We start from the raw sequence: 20,677 nt of genomic DNA on the forward strand, positions 1-20,677 counted from the left end.
TTTTTACAAGATAGAGAGGACCTCTTTGGAGGTTCTCTTTTTTTCGTTTGACAAAAGTATACTTATCCTATAGGATTAAAAAATATAAAACTGACTGACTGATCAATCGGGAGGAGGAAACCCATGCAGCCACGGAAGGCGAAGCAGTCCAAGACAACCGCGAATGAACCATTGGTTGATCACGCGGGAGAAGAAACAGCCGAAACCGATCGCAGAACGCAGCTTCTTCACATTGCGTTGAAGCGATTCGCCGAGCAAGGGTACCATCAAACGAAGATTTCAGATATCGTGGTGGAGGCTGGAGTGGCCCAAGGCACGTTTTATTGGCATTTTAAAAGTAAAGAAGCGCTGGCACTGGAGATTATCGCTACAGGCCGCGAACAACTGCTGGCAGCGATAGGACAAGGATACCGCCGTGATGCAGGCACGCTGGCTGATATGGTTAAAGCATCCGAAGCGCTGTTTGTCCGTCTGTTTGATTTCGCATTGGAGAACCGCTATCTCATGGGATTACTCCTGATCGGCAGCGGTGTTGATGAACCGGTACGACAGAGCATTCGGGAGACGAGAATCGCGATGGAACTGGCCTTTCGACGCAATATGGAGCGAGCGATAGAGCTGAACATGCTACCCGCCGGATTGGATGTCGAACTACGGGCAGCGCTGCTCATGAGCATGATCGAAGGTGTTATTACACGCTGGCTATTCCGTTCCGAGGGAACATATGACAACATTACGCAGGTAACGGCTAAACGATTAGCGGCAGAAGCGGCTAATTTTGAATTTTACGGGCTGTTGGGTCAAGGCTAGGCGTGTGGGAGTCCACATCGCATGAATTGGCAGTAAGAGGCGAATAATAGAGCCAAAATACACATATGTACTCAATCATTTACATCCAGACAGGAGAGAACGATTCATGAAAACACGTAAAAGAGGGTTCCTGGTAACTACACTGATGGCTTTGGCCATGTTCAGTCTGGTGCTGAGCGCTTGCGGTACAAAGCCAGAAGCTGCCAACAGCAGCAACGGAGCGGGCAGCAGCAATGAGGCGGCAGCGGGCAATCAGCTCGAAGCGATCAAGAAGGCTGGTGTGATCAAGGTTGGAATGATGGGTACGTACCAGCCGTACAATTTTTTGAACGATAAAAAGGAATTGGACGGGTTTGATGTTGATATCGCGAATGAATTAGCGAAGCGTATCGGGGTCAAAGCGGAGTTCACGGCACAAGAATTTTCGGGACTTATTCCAAGTCTGCAAAAGAAGAAATTCGATGCGGTAATTAGCCAAGTGACGATTACGCCAGATCGTGAAAAGGTCATTGATTTCACAGAGCCGTATATCACAAACAATGTAAATATTATCGTAAACAACAAAACAAACGATATTACCAAGCTGGAGGATTTTAAAGGCAAAACGATTGGTGTCGGCTTGGGAACGAATGATGAGTCCTATCTGCGTAACGAAGTGCTGCCGAAGGTCGGCGATTTTGAGATTAAAACGTATGATGATGTCATTACTTCCTTGAAGGATTTGAACTCTGGTCGCATTGACGCAACAATCAACAATCTGTATGCGCTCAAGCCCATTGTTGATAAAAATGGCTTCCAGATTAAGGCGGTAGGCGAGCCAATTAAATCCGACCAAGCGGGTGTGGCTATTAACAAGGATACTCCTGAGCTTAAAGCAGCCTTGAACAAGGCTCTGAAAGAAATGAAGGAAGACGGCACCTATAAAACGATTTTCAAAAAATGGTTCGGCGAGGAGCCGAAAGAATAACGTAAGCCTGTTACAGGCGTCTGGCTCCGGTCTGGCTTTCATGCTGACATGGGGCCACTCGTCTGAAAGAAGGGAATATAACCGATGCTTGAATTAATGTGGGAGAACGTCCCTTTTTTATTGAAGGGCGCTTATTATACGCTGTATATCACGATTGTTTCCATGCTATTTGGCCTTATGATCGGCTTGGTGGTGGCAGTCGCCCGGTTAAAGGGAAATCGTCCGGTTCGTTGGCTGGCGCGCAGTTATGTATCTATCATTCGGGGAACGCCGGTTTTGGTGCAGATTGCGGTCATTTACTATGGACTGGATGATTACGGAATATCGTTCGGCTCGCTGACGGCTGCCTGTCTTGCACTGAGTATCAATACAGGGGCATATTTATCAGAGACGTTCCGTGGGGCTATTTTAGCGGTGCCAAAGGGTCAAACCGAGGCGGCCTATGCAACCGGAATGTCACCGGGTCAAACGATGTGGCGCATCATTCTTCCGCAGGCCGTGCGAATTGCGATTCCGCCGATGGGCAATACATTTGTCGGTATGCTTAAGGAAACGTCGCTCGTTTCGGTGATTGGGGTAAGTGAGCTGATGCGTCAGGCACAGCTTTTACAGGCACAGTATCTGCACTATATGCCGTTTTTGCTCGAAATTGGCATCATGTACTGGATCATGAGCATTGGGTTCTCCGCTATACTGGAGCGGGTGGAAAAGCGTCTGGCCCGAGCTTATTAAGGTGGAGATGATAGAGGATGATAACAACAAGCGGTTTGGGTAAACGCTTCGGTCAGGTGGAAGTGTTAAAAAGCATTGATTTTCAGGTGGCCGCGCGTGAAATCGTCGTGTTGCTCGGCCCGAGTGGTTCGGGTAAAAGCACCTTGCTGCGCTGCCTGAACGGTCTGGAGGAATTGTCTTCCGGCAAGTTTGAGGTGAACGGGATCGAGGTAAATGCTACGGCTCCTCTCCGTACCCGGCAAGCTGCCATTCGTGATATTCGCAGGCAGACGGGGATGGTATTTCAGCAATTCAATCTGTATCCGCACAAAACAGCAATCGGCAATGTCATTGAAGGGCTGCTGACAGTGAAAAAAATGCCGCGCGACAAGGCCATGTCCATCGGACAGCGGTTGCTGGAGCGTGTGGGTTTGTCGGATAAGCAGGATGCTCATCCTGCGCGTTTGTCCGGTGGACAGCAGCAGCGGGTAGCGATTGCGCGTGCGCTGGCGATGGACCCGGCAATCATGCTGTTCGACGAGCCGACATCAGCGCTCGATCCCGAGCTGGTAGGGGAGGTGCTGGGCGTTATGCGGGAGCTGGCCCAGGACGGCATGACGATGGTCGTCGTCACCCATGAAATGAAATTTGCCCGCGAGGTGGCGGACAAGGTTGTATTTATGGCGGACGGTGTGATTTTGGAGGAGGCTGCGCCACAGGCATTTTTCGAGGCTCCCCAGCATGAGAGAACACAGAAATTTTTGCGTCAAATCAGTGAGTTTTGAAGCGAGAATAAGAACAGATTATAGATTATTAAGATGAAAAGAGGCCTTTGAACATGAAAGTATCTACAACTTGGCACGGCAAACGCGCGTTTACTTCGGAGGGACCGTCCGGTTATTCTGTTGGGATGGATGCTACGGCAGCTTATGGCGGCGACGGCAAAGGCATGACACCGATGGAACTGCTGCTGGCGGGTCTGGCGGGATGTATTGGCATTGATATTACGATGATTCTGGATCGCTTCCTGTCGGACATTACCCGTATTGATATTGACGCAGAAGGTACGCGTAAGGAAGAAATGCCGAAGGGTTTTACAGCGATTGATCTGACGTTCCATGTAGATGGCGATGTTCCGGATTACCGCGTGTGGAAAGCGATTCAGATGGGTAAGGAAAAATATTGTGCCGTATCCGATTCCTTAAAAGCGGAGATTCGCATGCACCTGATCCTAAACGGAACAGAAGTACCACATCCAGCGTAAGGGTGGAAGGTTAGTAAGGAGAGTCAACCTGTGTTATATGCAGGGAGGCTCTCCTTTTTGAATTTATTTTCAAATATTACATGTAATGAAACTTTTTGTGCTTTGTTTTCGTTTACAATAGAAACTGAAGTATAAAAATGGGAAAATAAACCTGTATGCTGAGTGCATACGGGGGGAGGTATATAGTGAAACGAAAGCAGCTTGTGATCATAGCGGTGGGCTTGGCTGCGGTACTCATCGTGATTGGTATGGCTGTGGGATTGCCATCATCGAAGCAGGACAGAATGGCTAATACCCCGGATACTATTCGGCCCGCAACTGCCATTGCAGCTGTCGCTAAGGAGGAAAGGATTGAGCAGGATAGCGCCCATCGCATGCTGCGCTTTTTAGAGGAACATCCAGAGAAAGCATCCATTACGATTCTGAGGGATGGGAAGAAGCTGGCAGGTCGTGAGGAACACCGGATGATGCCCTTGGCGAGTACGGTCAAGACGGTGATTGCGGTGGAATATGTTAAGCAGGCGGCGGCAGGTACAATCAACCCGGATGAACGGATCAAGCTGACTGCGCTGGAGCGATTCTATCTACCGCGTCTGAATGGTGGCGCACATCCGGCATGGTTGAGGGAGATGGAAGCCAAAGGACAGTTGAAGAACGGAACCGTGTCTATGCGCGAAGTCGCTAAAGGGATGATTCTGTTTAGCTCCAATGCCAATACCGAGTATTTAATGGACAGACTGGGCTTGGAACAGATTAACCAAACGAAATCTGACCTGGGACTCCAGGATCATGATCCGATTTATCCATTTGTATCTTCCATTCTGATTCCTTATGAATGGATGAGAGAGACCCAGGGACGGGCATGGGATGGTGCAAAGTATAGCAATTCTGCCAAAGCAGCCGTTCAAGCGATGTCAGATGCGGAGTTCCGCCAACATGCCCAGATGATCCATAACAAGCTGGCTCGTGATACGAGCGGTTCTTATAAGAGAAATGCCGCTATCGCGACATGGTATGATCGGGAATTTGATCGAATGAATACGGAACGTTTTATAGCTTCGACGACGGCGGATTATGCGTCCTTGATGAGTAAGCTGAATAGCCGTCAAGGCTTTACTAAAGCCGAGCAAAAATTATTGTCTGAGGTCATGGAGCAGCTGACGGATCATCCGGAAAATCAGGTATGGCTACAACATTCCGGACAAAAGGGCGGATCTACTGAATATGTCCTCACCCTGGCCATGTATGCGACGGACAAGGAAGGACATTCGACGGAGATGGCGGTCTTCTTTAACGACCTGGACCCGTTCACGAATGCCTCCTTGCAAAATATGATGAATGAATTTAAAGAACGGCTATTGCGTGATGAATCGTTCAGAAAAGAAATCAATCAGCGCATTGGTGTACAGGTGGAAATGTAACCCCTACCCGTTGCCTTTTTGCTTGCGTTCCCGTAACAGAAATACAGAAAATACGGTGCGCCAATAATGGCTGTCACGATGCCTGCGGGAATTTCATACAGGGCAGAGGTGAGCATATATCGAAAGGATGATCCCAACAGCCCGGTGACCACCAGCACTAAAAGGGATATGAAAAGGATTAGTTTTGTCTGAAAACGCACGTGCATTCACCGCCGTCGAGCAAGATATAGGAGGGGCCGATCGCCTGATTTTCTCTCCAACACATCCATTTTACTGTATTACAGGAACGCCCGCACTTTTAATCTGTTGAATGAATGGTCTATAATAGAAATAGTTACATAATGTGAGGAGGAAAATATCATGATTATTATTCATGCTGATATGAAAGTTTTACCTGAAAAAAGAGAGGCTTTTCTGCAACAAACCCAAGGATTAATCAGCGCTTCACAAGCCGAAGAAGGTAATGTACGCTACACGCTGATGCAGGATCTGAATGACGCCAACGCTTTTACCATGGTTGAAGAGTGGAAGGATGCTGCTGCTGTAGATTTCCATAACAAGTCTGCCCATTTCCAGGCATTTGTTGCCGCAGCTAAAGAATTGCTGGCCGCTCCGCTTCAAGTCAATGCTTTTCAGGATGCAACCAAGCTGTAATTAGCCCGTTTTCTAAATCATAATCAGGAACAGGAGGAGATAGACATGGGGAACATTGCGGATACAACTGTACTGAATAATGGAGTTCAGATGCCTTGGCTGGGTTTTGGTACGTACAAGGCGGAAGGCAATGAGGTCTACGAAGCAGTTAAAACGGCTATCGAGGTGGGCTATCGTCACATTGATACGGCGGCGATCTACGGCAATGAGGAACTGGTTGGACAAGCTATTCGTGACAGCGGGGCGGACAGAGAAAAACTGTTCATTACTACCAAGCTGTGGAATGAAGATCAGGGCTTTGATTCAACACTGCGTGCCTTCGAGGAAAGCCGCAAGCGACTGGGTCTGGACATCATTGATCTGTATCTCATTCATTGGCCTGGCAAGGACAAGTACAAAGAAACCTGGAAGGCATTTGAGCGGCTGTATGAAGAAGGAAGCGTACGCGCCATCGGAGTAAGCAACTTCCAAGTTCACCACCTCGAAAACCTCCTGAAAGACAGCAATATCGCACCTGCAATCAACCAAGTGGAGCTTCACCCGCGTCTGACACAGCAAGAGCTGCATCAATACTGCCGGGAGCACCAGATTCAGCTTGAATCCTGGAGTCCACTGATGAAGGGTAAATTGACCGAGCAAGCGGATATCGTTGAGATTGCTGCAAAATACGGCAAAACCTCGTCGCAGGTTATTTTGCGCTGGCATCTGGATCGGGGTATCGTGACGATTCCCAAATCTGTAACCGCGCATCGTATCCGCGAAAATGCCGACTTGTTCGATTTTGAACTGACGGCAGAGGATATTAACCGAATCAACGCACTTCATCTTGATGAGCGTGTGGGCACTCATCCCGATAAGCTGTTGTTCTAGTTTTAGAATGAAAAAGAACCTTCAATTCCACGTGCATCGTGGTTTTGGAGGTTATTTTTTTATTTATGCGCTGGGATTGTCTCATACGCTTTTGTCCGTCTGGACAGAGTTACTTCGTCCTGCATCCCTACTTTTGATTTAATTTGCGATAAAGGAGGAAGGAGTAGAGGATGGGGGCGACGACGGATATACCCAGCCCAGTGAGAAAAATGACCGTTCCCGCCACTCCACCGACCCATGCCGCCACCAAACCCGAAGCACCACCAAGCATCATCATAGGGCCGCCGAAACGGTGCGTTTTACGCCATACCTCCGGGTTCTTCAGCGTCCATGGTGTGCGGATGCCGAAGAAAAAGTTAGGCTGTACCTGAGTCAAATAATTACCCAGCACCAGCAGCATCAGGCCCAGCACTCCATAAATGATTGTAACCATCTGCAACCGATAATTCAGGTTATACAGCAGCATTCCCCAACCGGCTATAGCGAGAATGAGCGAAGTGCCTACACGCGTAACCTCATAGGCTTTAGCAAATTTCTCGAAATTTGCTCTGTTAGGGTCCATGTAGCGGGATAGCCGAAGGAGCAAAGGCACCAGCCCCAACAGCACCAGCATGAGAATAGAACTGTTTTTACTCATATACCCGTCTGCTGTATTGTCAAAGCTAAAATGAGAGGCCAGCACATCGGGAAGCCGGTTATACAGCAGTAAAGCGCCTATAGCAGGTGATAAGGCAATCAAAGTCGTTAAAACATCCATAAAGCTCCATCTCACAGGTGATTTCATTCAGATTCCTCCGTATCCTTGATGTCATTCGCATTTTGTTTCGCAGGGGCATCGGAGTGGGCAATGCTGAACATCCAACTGATGACATCCGCGACAACCGTCGTATGCAGGGTGTAAATAATGTTTTGCCCTTGTCGCTCATCCAGCACCAGCCCGGCCTGCTTCAAGATATTCAGATGGTGGGATATGCTGGGCTTGCTGATTTGAAAATGCTCAGCCACTTCGCCTGCGCTCATGCTTTTCTCTTTCAATAGCTGTAATATTTTACGCCGGGTCGGATCAGCTAAAGCTTTGAAGGCATCATTCAAAATCCATTTCCTCCTTTAGATATTTAGATAATATTCTAAATATCTAAAGAAATAGTAAAATAGAGCTATGATACTTGTCAACGGATAAATACATCATTTTAGAAAAAGGTTTAGAGCAGGTTTGCTGATTTTGATTGTAAAAGGTCGGGAAGTTCGCTATAATTCATTTATATCAAAAATAAGAATCTTAATTTAAAATAAAAAATTAGAGGAGGATATATATGAAACACGTATTCCGTAAAGGAAGTCATCCGCAGGCCCCGGTTATTTTGCTGTTGCACGGGACAGGAGGGAACGAACAAGACCTGATCCCTTTGGCTGATTTGGTAGCGCCGGGAGCGTCTGTGTTAGGCGTAAGGGGAAATGTGTTGGAGAATGGGATGCCGCGTTTCTTCCGTCGTTTGGCAGAGGGGGTGTTCGACATCGAGGATCTCGTATTCCGTACCAAGGAACTGAGTGAATTTGTGGATACGGCTGCGGAGCAATACGATTTTGACCGCAACAACGTTGTGGCTCTTGGCTATTCCAATGGGGCGAACATAGCGGCCAGCATGCTCTTTCACGATGCCAAGACGCTGCGTGGAGCTATTTTGCACCATGCGATGGTGCCGCTGCGTGGATTGAATCTGCCAGACTTGAATGGTGTTCCTGTCTTCCTGTCATCCGGTGAAAATGACCCGATTGTTCCGGTTGCGGAATCCCGTGAGCTGCAAACCTTGCTGGAAGGCGCAGGCGCGCAGGTAGATGCACATTGGGAACGCAATGGTCACCAATTGACCCGTACCGAGGCCGAAGCCGCAGGCAAGTGGTTTGCAGAGCATTTTAATGCATAAAATGATCCGATAACGATCAAGCTAAGGATTAGCGCTCCAGTGAGCGATCCCATTATTAGGAGGAGACAAACGAAATGGCAAAACCAGATAATCGAGCAGATAATGTTGAACATTTGCAACAAAGTATTCAGAATACACAGCAGAACTTGTATGAAGCTGAAGGGTATCTGAATGAATTTTCCTCTGAAATCAGTGACGAGGAGCGTAAGCAAATCGAAGAAAAAAATAACCGCCGTAAAGAAAGTATTAGATCGTTTCGTGAGGAAGTTAAGGACGAGGCAGCACATTCCCAAGAATAGGTAGAAGGGCGCGACCCACTCCGAATTTTAATTGGAGCCGGGTCGCTTTTTTATGCAAAAATCATCATATCCCCATTCAATTCAATTTCCCCCTATAATGCAATGTAGACGCTAGTTTTGCGCTAAAAATGTATTTTTTATAAATAATGTTCTTGTAAACTAATTTGGCTTGATGTTAAATAAGAAAGAAAGCGCAATCATTTTAAGGAATCATCTTTTCATCATGCGAAGGGGGAAGGATATGCTGCTGCGAAGAAAAAGCATGGCGTTGATGCTCATGGCGGTGGTTCTGCTGGCTGGACTGCTGCAAGGCTGTTCTTTCAAGGCCGACGAAAAGGATGGGCCGGGAACTGAACTGGTATTGTGGACGTTTAATGAACTGCATGAGAAGTTTTTTCTGCAAATGGCCGACCAATGGAACCAACTGCACCCTGATGAACCGATTATTTTGAAAGCGAATACATTTCCATATGATAACCACCACAGCAAGCTGTCGATTGCGTTGCAATCAGGGGTAGGGGCACCGGATATTGCGGATATCGAGGTGAACAAGATCGGTAATTTCCTCAAAGGGATACCGCAACTGGTTCCGCTCAATCCGGTGATTGACCCGGAGATGAAAAACATTGTGCCTTCCAGAGTACAGATTTACGGTAAGGACGGGAAGTATTACGGTATTGATTTTCATGTCGGAGCCGAAGTGATGTATTACAATAAAGAAATTTTGGATCAGGCGGGGGTAAACCCGGATTCTATTGTGACATGGGCAGATTATGCTGCGGCGGGTAAGCAAGTGCTGGCGAAGACGGGCAAGCCGATGGCGACCGTAGAAACGAATGACCTGTGGAATTACTGGCCGATGATCTCCCAGCAAAAATCGGATTTCCTGGATGACAAGGGTGAACTGACGCTGGATAACGAAACGAATATTAAAACACTTGAATTTCTCCAGCAGATGGTGAAGGACAAAATCGCCATTCCTGCTCCGGGCGGTGGACACCATATGGAGGAATACTACGGGTTTATGAACAAAGGCGGAGCCGCTTCGGTGTGGATGCCGATGTGGTATATGGGACGTTTTACGGATTACATGCCTGACCTAAAAGGGAAAATCATCATCCGACCGTTGCCAGCGTGGGAAAAAGGCGGCTCTCGTTCAGCGGGGATGGGCGGAACCGGTACGGTGGTCACGAACCAATCGAAGCACCAGGATCTGGCGATGCGTTTTCTGGCTTTTGCCAAGCTGTCCAAGCAAGGGAATGTAGAGATATGGAAGCAGCTCGGCTTTGATCCGATCCGCAGTGAAGTATGGACGTTGCCGGAAGTCAAAGCGAAGAATAAGTTTACGGATTATTTCGGAACGAATATTTTTGATACGCTCATTGAGGTAAAAGATGAGATCAATGCGGTGCATATCGGACCGAAAACGCCTGATATCGCCAGTGCAGTACGCAATAAAATACTTTACCGAACACTGCTGAATGGCGAAGATCCGGCCACGGTGCTGCATGAGCTGGCAGATGAATTGAGATAGACGCTAATAGGAAAGGGAGTGAGATTCATGGCAACGCCCGTTCATACGAACGCAAATGTACCGACAGGTCAGCCGCCGAAGCCTCAGCGTCCGACCAGAAGCCGATGGAGCCGCTTTATTCATTCCAGCCGCACGGCGCCGTATGTGTTTGTCCTTCCGTTTCTACTGTCTTTTGCGCTGTTTTTTGCGTACCCGGTCATCTCGACAGTCATTATGAGCTTTCAGGAAGTGCTGCCTGGCATAACGACTTATGTCGGACTGGAAAATTATAAAGATTTGATCAATCCCACGTTTGGAAAAGCGATTCTGAACAGCGTCCTGTATACCTTGCTTACGCTGGTGGTGCTGATTCCGCTGCCGCTGGTGCTGGCGGTCCTGTTGAATTCGCCTAAAATGCCAGGCAGAGGTCTGTTTCGCTCGGTGATGTTTATACCTGCACTGACCTCGGTCGTGGTGGCGGGGACGATTTTCCGACTCATGTTCGGAGAACTGGACGGTTCGCTGATGAATTCCTTGCTTGGTGTGTTCGGCCTGGAGCCGTACAAATGGCTGATGAACGCCAACACCGGATTTTTAGCGTTGATCGTACTGGCCTTGTGGAGATGGCTGGGTGTAAATATGCTGTATTACATGTCGGGACTGCAAAACATTCCCCCCGAGCTGTACGAAGCCGCGCAGATTGATGGAGCCAGCCGCTTTGATTCCTTTTGGCGGATTACGATTCCGATGCTGAAACCGGTGACGATCTACGTATTTACGATTAGTATCTATGCAGGGTTGTCGATGTTCACGGAGAGCTACATGCTGTGGAACGGGAACAACTCTCCGAATGATATCGGCTTAACAATTGTCGGTTATCTGTACCGTCAAGGTCTGGAGCAAAACAGTATGGGCTTCGGAGCCGCAGTGGGTATTGTATTGCTCGTATTTACGCTGCTGCTGAACCTGGTCCAGCTCAAATTTTTTGGCTTGTTTCGGAAGGAGGACTAAGCGATGGTTCAGAAGCAAAAAGGCGCGTTATCCGCACTGCTCGTTGTTCTGTTCATCCTGTTTGCCGGGTTTGCCCTGTTTCCGCTATTTGCCGTGACGCTGGCCTCGTTCAAGCCATCGACGGAGCTGCTGCGGTACGGCTTGAATCTCAAGCTGGAGTGGAGCATCATGTCCTTGAAAAATTACGCATTCATCTTTCAGGGGACGACGGATTATTTTCAATGGTACTGGAACAGTATTGTCATAACCGTTTTATTCACGGTGCTATGTCTGATATTGTCCGCCATGGTGGGCTATGGACTGGAAATGTATCGTTTCAAACTGAAAAATGTGATTTTTACGCTCGTACTGGTCGTGATGATGATTCCAGTAGAAATTATTATGCTTCCACTCTATAAGCTGATGATCGGCATGAAGCTGATCAACACGGTATGGGGCGTCATTCTGCCATTTGTGGTCGCGCCGATTCCGATCTTTTTCTTCCGTCAATATTTGAGCGGGGTACCGAAGGATTTTATGGATGCTGCACGGGTTGACGGCTGTTCAGAGTATGGCATTTTCGTGCGGATTATGATGCCTCTGATGGCGCCCGCGTTCGCAGCGATGGCTATTTTGCAGGCTATGAATAGCTGGAATAACTTCCTGTGGCCGATGATCGTACTGCGTACCAACGACATGCTGACGCTACCGATTGGTCTGTCCAGTCTGTTGACGCCGTATGGTAATAATTATGATGTGCTAATCGCCGGGTCGGTGCTGGCTATTTTGCCAATTCTCGTCGTGTTTCTGTTCTTCCAGCGTTACTTTATTGAGGGAATGACCGCAGGCGGGGTAAAAGGATAATCGTTGCGGTAATATGAATTGAGAGATTGAATAAAAGAAGCGTGTAACATCAGGAAAAGCAGGTCGGGATTCACCCCGGTCTGCTTTTTTTTGAATATAATTGATTTTCATTCTCATTTTCATGCTCTATGACCTGCACAAGCTATAGGTAAACGTGGTATGATATTTGAAAGATTTCAAATACAGACATATTCAGGCGGAGCGTGGAGAACCTATGGAACCAACAGAAACCCAGAAAACCGATCCGGCCCCGATGACGTCAACCGTCAGCATGGAGGATATTGTACGGGCGCATCATATGCTGCGTGAGGTCATTGTACGTACACCTTTGCAGCGGGATGCCGTCCTGTCGGCCAAATATAACTGTAACGTGTATCTGAAAAGAGAGGATCTCCAGGTCGTGCGGTCCTTTAAAATCCGTGGAGCCTACAACATGATTCGCAGCCTGACTCCCGAGCAGATGGAAAAGGGCATCGTGTGTGCGAGTGCGGGGAATCATGCGCAAGGTGTGGCTTTTTCATGTAATGCGCTGGGCATTCACGGAAAAATATTCATGCCGAGCACAACACCTAATCAGAAGGTGAAGCAGGTTCGTCGCTTTGGCGGCAACAGTGTGGAGGTCATTTTGACCGGGGATACGTTCGACGATGCTTATGATGAGGCCATAAAGGTGTGCAGCGAGCAGGAGATGACCTTTATTCATCCGTTTGATCAGTCGAAAATTATAGCAGGCAACGGTACGATTGCGATGGAAGTGATGGAAAGTTTGGATTCGCCAGCAGATTATGTGTTCGTGACCATTGGCGGTGGCGGTTTGGCGGCAGGCGTAGGCACGTATTTCAAAACGGTCAGTCCGTCCACCAAGGTAATTGGCGTAGAGCCGCTTGGTGCGGCGTCAATGACGGAAGCGATGCGTTTGAACAAGGTGGTTACGCTGGAGCAAATAGACAAGTTCGTTGACGGAGCTGCTGTTAAGCGTGTCGGTCAGTTAACGTATGACATTTGTACACGTACCCTGGACGATATTGTGAAGGTGCCGGAAGGTAAGGCGTGTACTGCGATTTTGGAATTGTATAATGAAAATGCGATTGTAGTGGAGCCTGCGGGTGCGTTGCCTGTAGCAGCATTGGATATGTATCGTGAACAGATTCAGGGCAAAACGGTTGTCTGCATCGTCAGTGGTGGCAACAACGATATTGACCGTATGCAGGAGATTAAGGAACGGTCCCTGATTTACGAAGGACTGAAGCATTATTTTATGGTAAAGTTCCCGCAAAGAGCAGGAGCGCTGCGTGAGTTTCTTCAGGATGTGCTTGGACCGGACGATGACATCACAAGGTTTGAGTATACGAAAAAGAACGACAAGGAGAACGGCCCGGCGCTGGTCGGCATTGAGCTGTTTCACAAGGAAGACTACCTTCCTTTGATTGAACGAATGAACCGCAAGGGGCTCGAATATACGGAACTGAACAAAAACGAAAATCTGTTTAACATGCTGATTTAACAAGGGAGGAGCCTAGGGGCTCCTTTTTTGTATCCGGATTTTGCAAAATTCGATTCCAGTCGCTCCAGGGTACATAACGTTATGCGTAGTTTATGAATTTCTTTTTATTTGAAATAAAGCGTTTACAAAAATGAAGTTGATAGGTTAATATATATGTAACTTCATAAGTATAAACACTAATGTAATAGTGTATTACCTGATTCTCATCATATAAAACGAATTTGGAGGTGCGTAAGAGTGTTGAAATCCTGGAAAAAATCAGTACGGGGTAAATTGGCTCGAACGGCGTTTGCTGCCGTAACCTCGGCTGCATTATTGCTATCAGTGGTTCCGTCGGCATCGGCAGAGCATTGGGCGTTAACTGGCGATGTGGCGGTACATGATCCGTCCATTACGAAGGAAGGCAATGCATGGTATATTTTCTCAACAGGGCAGGGGATACAGGTTCAAAGGTCGGATGATGGACGTAATTTTTATAGATTACCACAAATATTCCTGTCGCCGCCATCATGGTGGAAATCGTATGTACCTAATCAAACCCCGAACGATGTGTGGGCGCCGGATGCTCAAAAGTACAATGGACGAGTATGGGTTTACTACTCCATTTCTACTTTCGGATCCCGCACTTCGGCCATCGGATTGACTTCTGCAACGAGCATAGGAGCCGGAAGCTGGAGAGATGATGGACTGGTGCTGCGTACGACACAATCTGATGATTACAATGCCATTGATCCGAATCTGGTCATTGACGCTTCCGGTAACCCGTGGCTTTCCTTCGGCTCATGGAATTCAGGCTTGAAAGTGACTCGTCTGGATAAAAATACGATGAAGCCTACGGGGCAGATTTATTCCATCGCGAAGCGTACCGCTGGCGGTCTGGAAGCTCCACATGTTACATACCGAGACGGTTATTATTATCTGTTCGCTTCCATTGATAACTGCTGCCAGGGTGTAAACAGCAATTACAAAATTATTTACGGTCGCTCCACCAGTATTACTGGACCGTATGTGGACAAGAGTGGTAAAAAACTGATGGATGGCGGCGGAACCGTATTGGATGCGGGGAATGACCGTTGGAAGGGACCGGGCGGTCAGTCCATTTATAACAATAGCGTGATTGCGCGTCATGCTTATGATGCGACTGATAACGGAAATCCAAAGCTGCTGATTAGTGATCTGAAATGGGACTCCGCAGGTTGGCCTACGTACTAAAAAATGTGGGCTACATGGAGTCATCCATATAGCGATCTCACCTAGGTATATCCAAAAACTGTTCCTCCATAGGGGGAGCAGTTTTTGGCTTGCAATGTCATAGAAACATGCTATTATGAATCAAGTTGATAATAATTATCATTATCGCCATCGTCATGAGCGTTATGGTGGTTTCAGGTATGGAGGGAGTGACCTCACGAATGCAGTTTAAAGGCAGAGCAGATAAACATGCGGCTCGGACAGAAGGCACAGCTCCCGAAGTAGCCTTGGTAGCCCGTCCTTTACTCCGGGCGGGCCGGATTCGGCAGGCGCTGCTATTCATAGGTGCTGCTGTGTTGCTGGCCTTGGCCATGTTTGCCGCGATTTCTCTTGGAGCCAAGGACTTGACCTTAGGCACGGTATGGGCGGCGGTATTCCACTATGATCGTTCACTGATGACACATCAGATCATTCATGAGCTGAGATTACCGCGTGTGCTGGGGGCGGCTGTTATCGGAGCTGCATTGGCGGTGGCAGGCTCTCTGATTCAGGGTATTACGCGCAACCCGCTGGGAGATACAGGTGTGTTAGGCATTAACGCAGGAGCGATGTTTGTGGTCGCTGTAAGTTTTGCCTTTTTCCCTAATCTTCCTTATGGAACGTTAATCGTATTGTCATTCCTCGGGGCGCTGATGAGCACCTTGCTGGTATTTGGTCTGGGAGCTTCCGCGCCCGGAGGATTGACGCCGATGAGATTGACCGTATCTGGAGCAGTGACGGCTGCTCTGCTAGGCTCTATGACTTCGGGAATTGCGATTTATTTTGATCTGAGTCAGGATTTGGCCTTTTGGTATGCGGGTGGTGTCGCCGGAATCAAATGGTCTCAGCTTGAGATTCTTGCGCCAATTTTGCTGATTGTGATCGCTTGGTCTATGGGGCTGGCACGCTCTATTTCACTGATTTCGATGGGCGATGAGGTGGCACTGAATCTTGGATTAAATCTCAAGCGTATTCGGCTGCTGGGTCTGCTGACCGTGGTGGTACTGGCCGGGTTGTCCGTGTCCGCAGCCGGGGCCATCGGCTTTGTAGGGCTGGTTATTCCGCATATTGCCCGCAAGCTGATCGGTGTGGATTATCGCCAGATCGTACCGCTGTCTGCGTTATTGGGAGCTGTGCTGCTGGTGTTGGCTGATTTGGGAGCGAGAATGGCGAATCCGCCGGAGGAGCTGGCTATTGGTATTATGGTGTCTTTTATCGGGGTGCCTTTTTTCCTCTTTCTCGCCCGTAAGGAAAGGAGGGATTTGTAGTGAGTCGCTCTTTAGGGACCAGGGATGCAAGAAGGTCAAAAGCTTGGCTCGTCTGTTTGGTCTTGGCGGGGATCAGCTTTGTTGTCATTGTTCTGGGTCTGAATACCGGAACGATTCGCATTCCACCGCTACGCGTGCTGGATACTCTATTTGGCGGGGGAAGCGGACGTGATCATACCGTTCTGTTCGAATACCGTCTGCCGCGTATCGTTGTAACGGTACTGGCTGGGGCCGGATTGGGAGCAGCCGGAGCTGTTATGCAGGGCTTGTCGCGGAACGCACTCGCTGACCCGGGGGTGCTGGGGCTTCACGCGGGGGCTGCGTTGGGACTGGTGATGTTCGTCAGTTTCTTTCGCGATCTTGAAGGATCGGCAGCCGTGCTGATCCCCCTGTTTACTTTTGCAGGAGGTGTCGTGGCGGCGGTGCTGATTGTGCTGTTGTCCTATAACCGGAACAGAGGAATCGTGCCTGTGCGTCTGATCCTGTCCGGCATCGGTGTAGCCTCGGGCCTCAGCGCTATAACGCTGTATTGGTCCTTGCGGCTCGATGAGGATACTTACGCGTTCACCGCACGTTGGTTGGCTGGCAGCGTATGGGGCCGGGACTGGATACATGCGGCGGCTTTGCTGCCGTGGATAGTTATTGTGTTGCCCTACGTTCTGTCACAGACGCGCAGCCTGAACAATCTGTCGCTGGGCGACGAGACGGCCGCTGGAATCGGTACGAGTGTGAAGCGTCAGCGTCTGTTGCTGCTGGGTGCAGCCGTGGCCCTATCCAGCGCCAGTGTGTCTATGGCTGGAGGTATTGGCTTCATTGGGCTGATTGCGCCTCATCTGGCTCGCCGTCTGGTTGGGCCAATGTATCAGCATTTGCTGCCAGTGGCCTGCTTTGTCGGAATCGTCATTTTGGTCACCGCGGATACGATTGGACGCTCTGTGTTTCAGCCGAATGCGATTCCGGCGGGTGTGGTGGTTGCTGTGGTAGGGGCTCCGTATTTTTTATTTTTGCTGTCCCGTACGAAATGACAGATGGAATAGGTACATAAACCAACAAGCTGAAGCTTTCTATATAGATCATTTTATATGGAGCTTTTATGACATAGGAGGAATAGTAATGACAAAAAATGGTTCCTATTATTCAGGATTCAAGCGTTCATGGGTGGGCATGGTTCTTATTTTATGTATGGTGGTGCTGTCCGCTTGTGGACAAGCAGCAGACAACAAAGCTGCCGATACGAAAGCAGCGGACAACGGTGAGAAAACGGTCAGCGCGGATTCGCGTATTGCTTCTATGTCCATTCATTTAACGAACAATTTGCTGGCGCTGGGCATTACTCCGGCTGGTTCGGTCATCGGTGGAGATGTTAAGGACTTTTTACCCCATGTAAAAGATCGTCTCCAAAATACCCGCAAGCTGGGCGTTGTCACAGACCCGGATATGGAAGCCGTGCTGGATCTACAACCTGACCATATTTTTCTCGACAAAAAATATTCGGGAGCCGATGTAGCCAAGTATGAAAAAATCGCGCCGACCGAGGTCTTTGATCTGGACGAGGGCACATGGAAGGACCAACTGAAAAAAATAGCTGTTATGGTCAAGCATGAAGCGCAGGCGGACGCTTTCCTGAAAGATTACGATGCCCAACAGGAACGGGTTAAAAAGCTGATCCATCAAAAAATCGGCGACGGAACCGTGATGGCTATTCGTGTTACGGCGAAGGAAGTCCGTGTGATGGGCATGAAGCGCCCGGTAGGACCGCTGTTGTATCAGGATTTGGGCTTGAAGCCAGCCAAGGGTGTGGAAAAGATCAACAAGGCATATCAGGTCGTATCCCAGGAGGTTTTGCCGGATTATGATGCCGATGCGATCTTTGTCATTATCAGTAAAGGCGCGGATGCCCAAAAGGTGTATGCGCAACTGGAAGGAAACGCGGTATGGCAAGGACTCAAAGCAGTGAAGCAGGGCCATGTCTACATGCTGGACGGACAGCCTTGGCTGGACTATTCGGCAATGGGACACAAAATCGCTCTGGATAATGCAGAGCAACTCTTTTCCAAATAAGCTTTAACGTACATCAAAGCCGTATTCCCAATGCACTTATTGCAGGTGGGGAATACGGCTTTTTGGCGAATTGTAAAATATCCAAAAGAGCCGCCACGAACAAAAATCGGGCAGCTCCGAGTACAGATGAGGATTGCGTCTTATGAACGTTTTTTGCGTAAAAAAATCGGCTTGAGACCGATGAAGCCGATGGCGGCAAGGATCAGATTCACCCAGGGTGAAATGCTGAACACGGGCAGTACGCGGCGCAGGGCCAGCCCGGCGACGAGAATCACCACGACTAACACGACATACAGCAAGATGGACTTGAGGTCTATGCGGGGCTTCACGGGCGTATAGTCTTGCTGTGCTTCCTCGCCTTCTTCCGGGCGGTCCATAAAATTCATCAGCGCTTCAACCAGCAGAATGGCTCCTGCGGCGATGATGATCAGGGTGGACAGGTTAACTTTTTCAAAAGGAGCAACATCTCCGCCTGTGAACGTTACAAACCATCCGATGATCGCCTGTGTCAAAAAAAACATGGACAAGGCAATCCATGCAATAAGCGTATAATTTTTGGCTTTATTCATTTCTTCCTCCTGCTTTGCGGGCGTATTCCGGTCTGGCGGAACCACCAATACGTAACAAAAACAGTATACGTGAGTAAGCTGCGGATGGCAAAAGGCTTTATCTGCGCAATGTATATTACCGCTGCAATCTCCTCAAACTGGATAAAGGGTGAGCACGCGGAGCATCCTGAATGTAAATGTGGAGAGGATGTGGCATCATGAAGCTGGATAAGCAGGCGGATTATACGGTTAATAAACGGCTGGAAGCCGCTCCAGTTAGAAACAGCGTGGAGGCGATGCCTGTGAACGTGAGTCATCGGAGCATTCAGGGAACATTCCCGACGTACCGTATTCTGGACGATGCTGAATGGGCTCAGGATACCGAGTTTGCAGGTGATCTGGGCGAAGAGAGCTACCGCAGCTTGTGGCATGAGGATCAGAATAGCGGTGCCTCTTGCAGACTGGAGTGGGAGGGGCGTACGGAGACCCACGAAATGTTCAGGAACAGCTACGAATAGTCTGCTGGATGAAGTTAATTTCCCATCAAGTAATGCAATATGGCGTTCTTCGTTATCGTTGCGGGGAGCGCCATTTGTTCGTTTTTTCTCCGTTATAACTGACAGGTTGACAAGGAAGCAGGGCAATGATAGACTGACTTTACTATAAAACTTATTAAACTTATCGGAATTGAAGTAAATAGATATTTTGCTGAGCATCCATGTTACAATATACGTTTGACATATTCGCTTTAAATCATTAATTACCAATCATTAATCATCACAAGAAGCTTCGCAAGATAGGGTTGCCCATGCAGCATAGCAGGTTGGTGACGGTGAAGCTTGAAACAGGGGGACAATCATGATGGAACGGCAAATTGGAATTCGCTTTGAAAATGAGGAGCTGGCCGCAACGATTCATTATCCAAGCAATCCGAATGAAGGAGACCGTCAGAGACGGGTACCGCTCGTAGTGATATGCCACGGATTTGTGGGCAATCGTATCGGGGTAGATCGTTTATTCGTAAAGACTGCTCGTGAGCTTGCAGAAGGGGGATATTTTGTCCTGCGCTTTGATTTTGCGGGTTGCGGGGAAAGTACGGGTGACTACGGCAAGCAAGGGCTGGAGTCGATGATTAATCAGACACGTACCGTGCTTGATTATGCCGTGAATTGTACAGATATCGACCCGACCAAGGTGACGCTGATCGGTCACAGTCTGGGTGGCGCGGTCGCTCTTCTCACAGCAGTACGGGACAAGAGAGTACAAAATCTGGTGCTTTGGTCTGCGGTCGGCTACCCGTTCAATGACATTGTTAAAATTACGGAGCGGAGCGTGTACGATGAGTCCGTGAAAAGCGGTCAGGCCGACTATTTGGGCTATAAGTTCACACCTTCATATTTTGAGTCGCTTGCCCAGTTCCAGCCGTTTCAGGAGGCCGTCAAGTTTAACGGCGATGTGCTCGTTATTCACGGAACCTCGGATGATATCATTCCTGTGGACTATGCATTCCTGTTCCAAAAGGTATTTTGGATGCGTCCAGAGGGACGCTGTGACAAAGAGATTATTTTTCAGGGAGACCACACCTTCTCTTCCGGTAAAGAGCGGCAGCGGTTGATCGACCGGACGCTGGAATGGCTGGATGAGCAGGAGAATATTCAGCGGGATTGGCAGCACTGGATGATCTGATTTCAGGCTGTAACGGATTGTATTGGAAATTGCGCCTCCACCGGAGTAAAATGGAAGAGTAACACTATACTGGCGTGTGGAGGTTGGCAGCG

Annotated in this window: 23 protein-coding genes; 20 read left to right on the forward strand and 3 right to left on the reverse strand. The window is 48.7% G+C overall.

The genetic code is table 11. The features are described 5' to 3' along the window. The first annotated feature begins 123 nt into the window (after positions 1–123). The 8 genes from QD47_RS15630 (at position 124) to QD47_RS15665 (ending at position 6,697) form a co-directional block, all read left to right on the forward strand. Positions 124–810 carry a TetR/AcrR family transcriptional regulator gene (locus tag QD47_RS15630; protein ID WP_044647017.1) on the forward strand — a complete coding sequence of 229 codons (687 nt, stop codon included), beginning with the start codon at positions 124–126 and terminating at the stop codon, positions 808–810. Positions 811–916: 106 nt separating this feature from the next. After that, positions 917–1,777: a transporter substrate-binding domain-containing protein gene (locus QD47_RS15635; RefSeq protein ID WP_044647018.1), complete on the forward strand. Its 861-nt coding sequence runs from the start codon at positions 917–919 to the stop codon at positions 1,775–1,777. A gap of 84 nt (positions 1,778–1,861) precedes the next feature. Beyond that, positions 1,862–2,509, forward strand: coding sequence for an amino acid ABC transporter permease (locus QD47_RS15640; protein WP_044647019.1), 648 nt, complete (start codon positions 1,862–1,864; stop codon positions 2,507–2,509). A gap of 17 nt (positions 2,510–2,526) precedes the next feature. Continuing rightward, entirely contained in the window at positions 2,527–3,273 is a 747-nt protein-coding gene (locus QD47_RS15645; RefSeq protein WP_044647020.1) for an amino acid ABC transporter ATP-binding protein, read from the forward strand. 53 nt (positions 3,274–3,326) lie between these two features. Beyond that, positions 3,327–3,752 (forward strand): OsmC family protein, encoded by a 426-nt coding sequence (locus QD47_RS15650; RefSeq protein ID WP_044647021.1) that lies wholly within the window; start codon positions 3,327–3,329, stop codon positions 3,750–3,752. 185 nt (positions 3,753–3,937) lie between these two features. Next, on the forward strand, positions 3,938–5,173 hold the full coding sequence (locus tag QD47_RS15655) for a serine hydrolase (protein ID WP_044647022.1): 1,236 nt from the start codon (positions 3,938–3,940) through the stop codon (positions 5,171–5,173). 360 nt (positions 5,174–5,533) lie between these two features. Continuing rightward, positions 5,534–5,827: a putative quinol monooxygenase gene (locus QD47_RS15660; RefSeq protein ID WP_044647023.1), complete on the forward strand. Its 294-nt coding sequence runs from the start codon at positions 5,534–5,536 to the stop codon at positions 5,825–5,827. Positions 5,828–5,872: 45 nt separating this feature from the next. Next, the gene (locus tag QD47_RS15665; RefSeq protein ID WP_044647024.1) at positions 5,873–6,697 is read left to right on the forward strand and encodes an aldo/keto reductase; all 825 of its coding nucleotides are present in this window, start codon (positions 5,873–5,875) and stop codon (positions 6,695–6,697) included. A gap of 127 nt (positions 6,698–6,824) precedes the next feature. Here the strand turns inward: QD47_RS15665 and QD47_RS15670 are convergent, their stop codons facing one another. Beyond that, positions 6,825–7,481: an SdpI family protein gene (locus QD47_RS15670; RefSeq protein ID WP_044647025.1), complete on the reverse strand. Its 657-nt coding sequence runs from the start codon at positions 7,479–7,481 to the stop codon at positions 6,825–6,827. Continuing rightward, positions 7,478–7,789, reverse strand: a complete 312-nt coding sequence (locus QD47_RS15675; RefSeq protein ID WP_044647026.1) for an autorepressor SdpR family transcription factor — start codon at positions 7,787–7,789, stop codon at positions 7,478–7,480. The genes QD47_RS15670 and QD47_RS15675 overlap by 4 nt, the downstream gene beginning before the upstream one ends. A 221-nt stretch (positions 7,790–8,010) precedes the next feature. Between QD47_RS15675 and QD47_RS15680 the strand changes: the two genes are divergently transcribed. The 10 genes from QD47_RS15680 (at position 8,011) to QD47_RS15725 (ending at position 18,351) form a co-directional block, all read left to right on the forward strand. Continuing rightward, positions 8,011–8,622: an alpha/beta hydrolase gene (locus QD47_RS15680; RefSeq protein WP_044647027.1), complete on the forward strand. Its 612-nt coding sequence runs from the start codon at positions 8,011–8,013 to the stop codon at positions 8,620–8,622. Between the two features lie 74 nt (positions 8,623–8,696). After that, positions 8,697–8,921 (forward strand): small acid-soluble spore protein Tlp, encoded by a 225-nt coding sequence (gene tlp / locus QD47_RS15685; protein WP_044647028.1) that lies wholly within the window; start codon positions 8,697–8,699, stop codon positions 8,919–8,921. 241 nt (positions 8,922–9,162) lie between these two features. Further along, positions 9,163–10,455 (forward strand): ABC transporter substrate-binding protein, encoded by a 1,293-nt coding sequence (locus QD47_RS15690; RefSeq protein ID WP_044647029.1) that lies wholly within the window; start codon positions 9,163–9,165, stop codon positions 10,453–10,455. A 27-nt stretch (positions 10,456–10,482) separates the two neighbouring features. Beyond that, positions 10,483–11,445 (forward strand): carbohydrate ABC transporter permease, encoded by a 963-nt coding sequence (locus tag QD47_RS15695; protein ID WP_082067198.1) that lies wholly within the window; start codon positions 10,483–10,485, stop codon positions 11,443–11,445. Between the two features lie 3 nt (positions 11,446–11,448). Further along, on the forward strand, positions 11,449–12,288 hold the full coding sequence (locus QD47_RS15700) for a carbohydrate ABC transporter permease (RefSeq protein WP_044647030.1): 840 nt from the start codon (positions 11,449–11,451) through the stop codon (positions 12,286–12,288). Between the two features lie 214 nt (positions 12,289–12,502). After that, on the forward strand, positions 12,503–13,792 hold the full coding sequence (gene ilvA, locus QD47_RS15705; RefSeq protein ID WP_044647058.1) for a threonine ammonia-lyase IlvA: 1,290 nt from the start codon (positions 12,503–12,505) through the stop codon (positions 13,790–13,792). 237 nt (positions 13,793–14,029) lie between these two features. Continuing rightward, a complete protein-coding gene (locus tag QD47_RS15710; protein ID WP_044647031.1) occupies positions 14,030–15,004 on the forward strand; it encodes a glycoside hydrolase family 43 protein in 975 nt (324 codons plus the stop codon). Positions 15,005–15,204: 200 nt separating this feature from the next. Further along, positions 15,205–16,290, forward strand: a complete 1,086-nt coding sequence (locus QD47_RS15715) for a FecCD family ABC transporter permease (RefSeq protein ID WP_044647032.1) — start codon at positions 15,205–15,207, stop codon at positions 16,288–16,290. Beyond that, complete coding sequence (locus QD47_RS15720; protein ID WP_044647033.1) at positions 16,290–17,315, forward strand: FecCD family ABC transporter permease; 1,026 nt, start codon at positions 16,290–16,292, stop codon at positions 17,313–17,315. Before QD47_RS15715 ends, QD47_RS15720 begins: the two co-directional genes overlap by 1 nt. 88 nt (positions 17,316–17,403) lie before the next feature. Beyond that, the gene (locus QD47_RS15725; protein ID WP_044647034.1) at positions 17,404–18,351 is read left to right on the forward strand and encodes an ABC transporter substrate-binding protein; all 948 of its coding nucleotides are present in this window, start codon (positions 17,404–17,406) and stop codon (positions 18,349–18,351) included. Positions 18,352–18,491: 140 nt separating this feature from the next. Here QD47_RS15725 and QD47_RS15730 read toward each other — a convergent pair whose 3' ends face one another. Beyond that, entirely contained in the window at positions 18,492–18,920 is a 429-nt protein-coding gene (locus QD47_RS15730) for a hypothetical protein (RefSeq protein ID WP_044647035.1), read from the reverse strand. A gap of 197 nt (positions 18,921–19,117) precedes the next feature. Between QD47_RS15730 and QD47_RS15735 the strand changes: the two genes are divergently transcribed. Both QD47_RS15735 and QD47_RS15740 read left to right on the forward strand, forming a co-directional pair. Beyond that, complete coding sequence (locus tag QD47_RS15735; protein ID WP_044647036.1) at positions 19,118–19,417, forward strand: hypothetical protein; 300 nt, start codon at positions 19,118–19,120, stop codon at positions 19,415–19,417. 343 nt (positions 19,418–19,760) lie between these two features. Then, positions 19,761–20,585: an alpha/beta hydrolase gene (locus QD47_RS15740; RefSeq protein WP_044647059.1), complete on the forward strand. Its 825-nt coding sequence runs from the start codon at positions 19,761–19,763 to the stop codon at positions 20,583–20,585. Positions 20,586–20,677: the final 92 nt, after the last annotated feature.

Source organism: Paenibacillus terrae, assembly GCF_000943545.1.
GTDB classification, from domain to species: Bacteria; Bacillota; Bacilli; order Paenibacillales; family Paenibacillaceae; genus Paenibacillus; species Paenibacillus terrae_A.